The sequence below is a fragment of the Micromonospora endophytica genome, assembly GCF_003236305.1.
Classification (GTDB): Bacteria; Actinomycetota; Actinomycetes; order Mycobacteriales; family Micromonosporaceae; genus Micromonospora; species Micromonospora endophytica.
In genome coordinates this window covers 1-4688 of record NZ_POTX01000341.1, presented here as the reverse complement: position 1 = coordinate 4688, position 4688 = coordinate 1, and the positions used below count along the sequence as shown (strand labels likewise).

Genomic DNA, 4688 nt, shown 5'->3' with positions numbered 1-4688 from the left:
GTTAGGGGCGGTTGTTGAGGGCCTTGTCGAGGTTGTCGGCGGGGCGGCCGCTGGTGGTGCGGGCACCCTCGGCGACCGAGGGGACCTTGTCGGTCGGGGTGACCTTCGACGAAGGAGTGGTCGCGGGGGTGGTGGTGGAGGCGCTGTCGCCGCCGGTCACCGTCGAGCTGCCGGCCCCGGTCGGCGCGACCGACGCCTTGCTGCCGTTGGTCGGACCAGCCGTACGCACCTCGATGGTCTCCACCTCCTCGCGCATCGGCTCCAGCGACGCGCTCGTCTCGTACTCGGTCCAGACCTGCTGCTCCCGGTAGCGCCGCAGGGCCATCGCGCCGGCCAGCCCGGCCACCGTGCCGGCCGCGAGCAGACCGGCCAACGTGGCAGCCCCGCCGCGGCGGGACTTCTTCTTCGCCCTCATCTTCTTCGCCTTCCTGGTGACCGCGGCCTGCTTCGCAGCGGCCTTACCGAGCACGGCCTTGCCGGCCGCCTCGACGCGCGCCTGGCGCACCGCCACTGCCAGTGGCGCGAGCGCGGCTGCCGTCGTCGCGAAACCGGTCGAGGTGCGGTCCCGGACGATGACGGCGGCCGGAGCCACCGCACCCCGAGCCGCGTGCATCCGCGGACCGACAGTGGCCCCGGCACCCCGAGCCGCGTGCGTGGCGGCCTGGCGCAGGTGACCGATGCTTCGGTTCAGTTCGGCCCGGGCCAGTTGCCCCTGGGTCTTGCGCCGCGCGATTCCAAACACGTCCCACCTCCTGGGAGTTGCTTCCTCTCATCCTCCACCTTCGGATGCCTCCGCATGTCCAGATCGGGCACATGGGAGGATCCGCATGGAACTGACCAACGAGTGAGGAGTACCCGTGGCCGAGGCTGTCTACGCCACCTTGCACACCAACGCCGGCCCGATCCGGCTGGAACTGTTCCCCCACCACGCGCCGAAGACCGTCCGCAACTTCGTCGAGCTGGCCGAGGGCACCCGTGAGTACACCGACCCGCGTACCGGCCAGCCGGGCAGCGGCCCCTACTACGACGGCACCATCTCGCACCGCGTGATCAGCGGCTTCATGGTCCAGATGGGTGACCCGACCGGCACCGGTCGCGGCGGACCGGGCTTCACCTTCGCCGACGAGTTCCACCCCGAGCTGCGCTTCGACCGGCCGTACCTGCTGGCCATGGCGAACGCCGGGCCCGGCACCAACGGCTCGCAGTTCTTCATCACCGTGTCGCCGACGCCGCACCTGAACAACCGGCACACCATCTTCGGCCAGGTCGCCGACGAGCAGTCCGCCAAGGTCGTCGACACGATCGCCAACACCCCGACCGGCCCCAGCGACCGGCCGCTCCAGGACGTCGTCATCGAGCGCGTCGAAATCGAGCGCTGAGCGGACGACCCGGTCCGGGTGAGCCGTGTTGCTCCCGAGCGTCGGCCGGGCCTGGGCGCGGCAGTCGGGGTACGGCGGCATCACCCGGTGGGTGCAGCGAGGTACCTTTGCTCGCATGACTGAGCGCTCCGGCCCCGGGGGCACGCGGTGAGCGAGTCCCCGGCGACCACCCCGGCCTGCTACCGCCACCCCGGCCGGGAGACGTACGTCAGATGCACCAGGTGTGACCGATCGATCTGCCCGGACTGCATGCGCGAGGCGTCGGTCGGTTTCCAGTGCCCGGAGTGCGTGGCGGAGGGACGCCGCAGCGTACGGCCGGCGCGTACCGCCTTCGGTGGCGGTACCGCCGGCCGACACGGCTACGTGACGAAGGTGCTGATCGGCGTCAACCTGCTGGTGATGCTGCTCTCCATCGCCTCCGACCGGGGTGGCGACGCGGCGGCCGGCGGCACCGGCTTCGGTGGCCTGATGGGCGGTGGCACTCCGCTCACCGAGTGGGGTGCCGTGCTCGGCCTGGCGATGTTCCCCGACGGCACCATCGGCGGGGTCGCCGACGGCCAGTGGTACCGCCTGGTCACCGCCATGTTCCTGCACTACGGCGTGCTGCACCTGCTGCTCAACATGTGGGCGCTCTGGGTGCTCGGGCGTTCCCTGGAGGCGGTGCTCGGCCCGCTGCGCTTCGCCGCGCTCTATCTCATCGCCGGGTTCGGCGGCAACGTGGCCGTCTACTTCTTCAGCGCGCCCAACCAGATGTCGGCCGGCGCGTCGACCGCCATCTTCGGCCTCTTCGCGGCGATATTCGTGATCATGCGGCGGTTGGGTCGGGACACCTCGGCCATCCTGCCCATCCTGGTGATCAACCTGATCTTCACCTTCACCGTGCCGCAGATCTCGATCGCCGGGCACCTGGGCGGGCTGGTCTTCGGTGCGCTGATGGCCCTGGTGCTGGCCTACGCTCCCCGGTCGCGCCGCACCCTGGTGCAGGCCGCCGGTGGCGCGCTCATCCTGGTCGTGCTGCTCGGGATGGCGCTGATCCGCACCGCCGCGCTGCTCGGCTGATCAAGCAGCGGGGTGCGGGGGGCGGGCGGCGAGTAGCGCGTCGGCGACCTCGGCCGGGTCGGCGCCGAGGTCGAGTCGGCTGAGCAGGTGCAGGGATTCCCCCGCGTCGATCTCCAGTGCCGGTCCGGCGAAGCCGCGTCCGGAGCGGCGGTCCACCCGGATCGTCTCCACCGCCGGCCAAGGCAGGTGTCGGCGGCCCCGCCAGCCGGCTGGCACGGTGACACCGTCCGCGTCGATCGCCAGTCGTACCGGGGCGAGCAGATCGCGGGCACCCCAGCCGGCCAGGATCGCGGCGGCCAGCCCACCGAGCACCGGCCGGAGGAGATCGTTGCCGGCGAGCAGAATCCCCAGGGCCAGCACGGCGGCCGCCCCGATCAGTTTGACCACCGGTAGGGCCGGGGACACCCGCCACTGCCTCGGGACCGTCATGCCGACCAGCATGCCAGCGCCGCCCGGATCATGTGCTAGCGCGTAGGATCGGGATCAGACAAGTTACCGGGGAGTACGAGATGAGTGACGCGGTTATCGTCGGTGCGGTGCGTACCCCGGTCGGGCGGCGCAAGGGCAGCCTGGCGGCGGTGCACCCGGTGGACCTGTCGGCGCACGTGCTGCGTGCTCTCGCCGAGCGGTCCGGCATTGATCCGGCCCAGGTCGACGACGTGGTGTGGGGCTGCGTGTCCCAGGTGGGTGAGCAGTCCTGGAACGTCGCGCGCAACGCCGTGCTGGCCGCCGGTTGGCCCGAGTCGGTGCCCGGAACCACTGTGGATCGGCAGTGCGGCTCCAGCCAGCAGGCCCTGCACTTCGCCGCCGCCACCGTGCTCTCCGGCCAGGCGGACCTGGTGGTCGCCGGCGGTGTGGAGTCGATGACCCGGGTGCCGATGGGCTCCAGCGTGCAGGGTGGGCTGCCGTTCAGCGAACGGATCCTGGACCGCTACCGAGGGGTGGAGGGCGTCGCGGAAGACTCCGCGTTGCCGTTCAACCAGGGCGTGGGCGCGGAGTTGATCGCCCAGCGCTGGCGGCTGTCCCGTACCCAGCTCGACGAATTCGCCCTGGCCAGCCACGCCAAGGCCGCCGCCGCTCAGGACGCCGGGGCGTTCCAGGACGAACTGGCACCGGTGCCGCTCGGCGACGGCGGCACGTTCGCCGTGGACGAGGGCGTGCGGCGGGACACCTCGCTGGAGAGGCTCGCCGAACTCGCCACCCCGTTCCGCCCCGACGGGGTGGTCACCGCCGGATCGGCCTCGCAGATCTCCGATGGCGCGGCGGCGCTCGCGGTCACCACGAGCGAGTGGGCCAGCCGGCACGGCCTGCGGCCGTTGGCCCGGATCCACACGGCAGTGGCCGCCGGCGACGACCCGGTCGCGATGCTCACCGCGCCGATCCCGGCCACCGCGAAAGCGCTGCGCCGCGCGGGGCTGGGCATCGAGGAGATCGGGGTGTACGAGGTGAACGAGGCGTTCGCCCCGGTGCCGCTGGCCTGGTTGGCGGAGACCGAGGCCGACCCGGAGCGGCTCAATCCGCGCGGCGGCGCGATCGCCCTCGGGCACCCGCTCGGCGGTTCCGGTGCCCGGATCATGACGACCATGCTCGGTCACATGCGGGACAACGGCATCCGGTACGGCCTGCAGACCATGTGCGAGGGCGGCGGCATGGCCAACGCGACAATCGTCGAGCTGCTCTGAGCCGACCCTCGCGGGGTGCGGGCGACCGGCCCCGGCCGGTGACGTGGAATTTGCAGAAAGCAGGTGCGCAAGCCACGTCACCCAACGAACATCGTCGTTGGACTGAGCATGGACGTCTTCTCCCGAACGTTCCTTCCAGCCGCCACCGAGGCCGGGTTGGCGACTCAGACCGCCAGCCGGCACATGCCGGTGTTCCGTCGCTGTGTGGGTTCCAGCGACGCCACGATTCTCGTCACCCGGTGCAGCCGGCCCGACCGGCCCATGTCCGGGGACTATCTGCTCCTGCTCACCCACCGACGGATCGTGGTCACCCGACAGACCCGGATCCTGCACCGGCTGCGGCTGCACCTCAACACCGAGCTGCGCGAGCTGAGTCATGTCACCTGGAGCCCTGATCCGCGACTGCAGTCGGTCGAGTTGGCGGCCACCGCCATCGACGGCATCCGGGAGCGGTTCCTGATCCGGACCCAGCACCCGAAGCAGGTGTGGCAGCTCGACGCGATGCTCAACCACGCCTTCCGCACCCGGATCCGCAGCACCCGGCCCCGGGTCCTCGCCACCGTGACCG

General features: G+C 71.4%; 6 protein-coding genes. 4 read left to right on the top strand and 2 right to left on the bottom strand.

The window, feature by feature from the left end:
- Position 1 precedes the first annotated feature (1 nt).
- The gene (locus C1I93_RS28505) at positions 2-742 is read right to left on the bottom strand and encodes a hypothetical protein (RefSeq protein ID WP_111246353.1); all 741 of its coding nucleotides are present in this window, start codon (positions 740-742) and stop codon (positions 2-4) included.
- A 115-nt stretch (positions 743-857) separates the two neighbouring features.
- Between C1I93_RS28505 and C1I93_RS28500 the strand changes: the two genes are divergently transcribed.
- Entirely contained in the window at positions 858-1379 is a 522-nt protein-coding gene (locus C1I93_RS28500) for a peptidylprolyl isomerase (protein WP_111246352.1), read from the top strand.
- 147 nt (positions 1380-1526) lie between these two features.
- Positions 1527-2438, top strand: coding sequence for a rhomboid family intramembrane serine protease (locus C1I93_RS28495; RefSeq protein ID WP_111246351.1), 912 nt, complete (start codon positions 1527-1529; stop codon positions 2436-2438).
- Here C1I93_RS28495 and C1I93_RS28490 read toward each other — a convergent pair whose 3' ends face one another.
- Positions 2439-2867 (bottom strand): PH domain-containing protein, encoded by a 429-nt coding sequence (locus C1I93_RS28490; RefSeq protein WP_420811756.1) that lies wholly within the window; start codon positions 2865-2867, stop codon positions 2439-2441.
- 80 nt (positions 2868-2947) lie between these two features.
- Here C1I93_RS28490 and C1I93_RS28485 point away from each other — a divergent pair, with 80 nt between their 5' ends.
- On the top strand, positions 2948-4120 hold the full coding sequence (locus C1I93_RS28485; protein ID WP_111246349.1) for an acetyl-CoA C-acyltransferase: 1173 nt from the start codon (positions 2948-2950) through the stop codon (positions 4118-4120).
- Between the two features lie 108 nt (positions 4121-4228).
- Positions 4229-4688, top strand: a 460-nt coding sequence (locus C1I93_RS28480) for a hypothetical protein (protein WP_111246348.1), incomplete at its 3' end; no start/stop codon positions are given.

Coding starts and splice junctions, on each gene's coding strand:
- C1I93_RS28490 (WP_420811756.1), bottom strand. CDS start 2,867: ATGACGGTCCCGAGGCAGTGGCGGGTGTCCCCGGCCCTACCGGTGGTC.
- C1I93_RS28485 (WP_111246349.1), top strand. CDS start 2,948: ATGAGTGACGCGGTTATCGTCGGTGCGGTGCGTACCCCGGTCGGGCGG.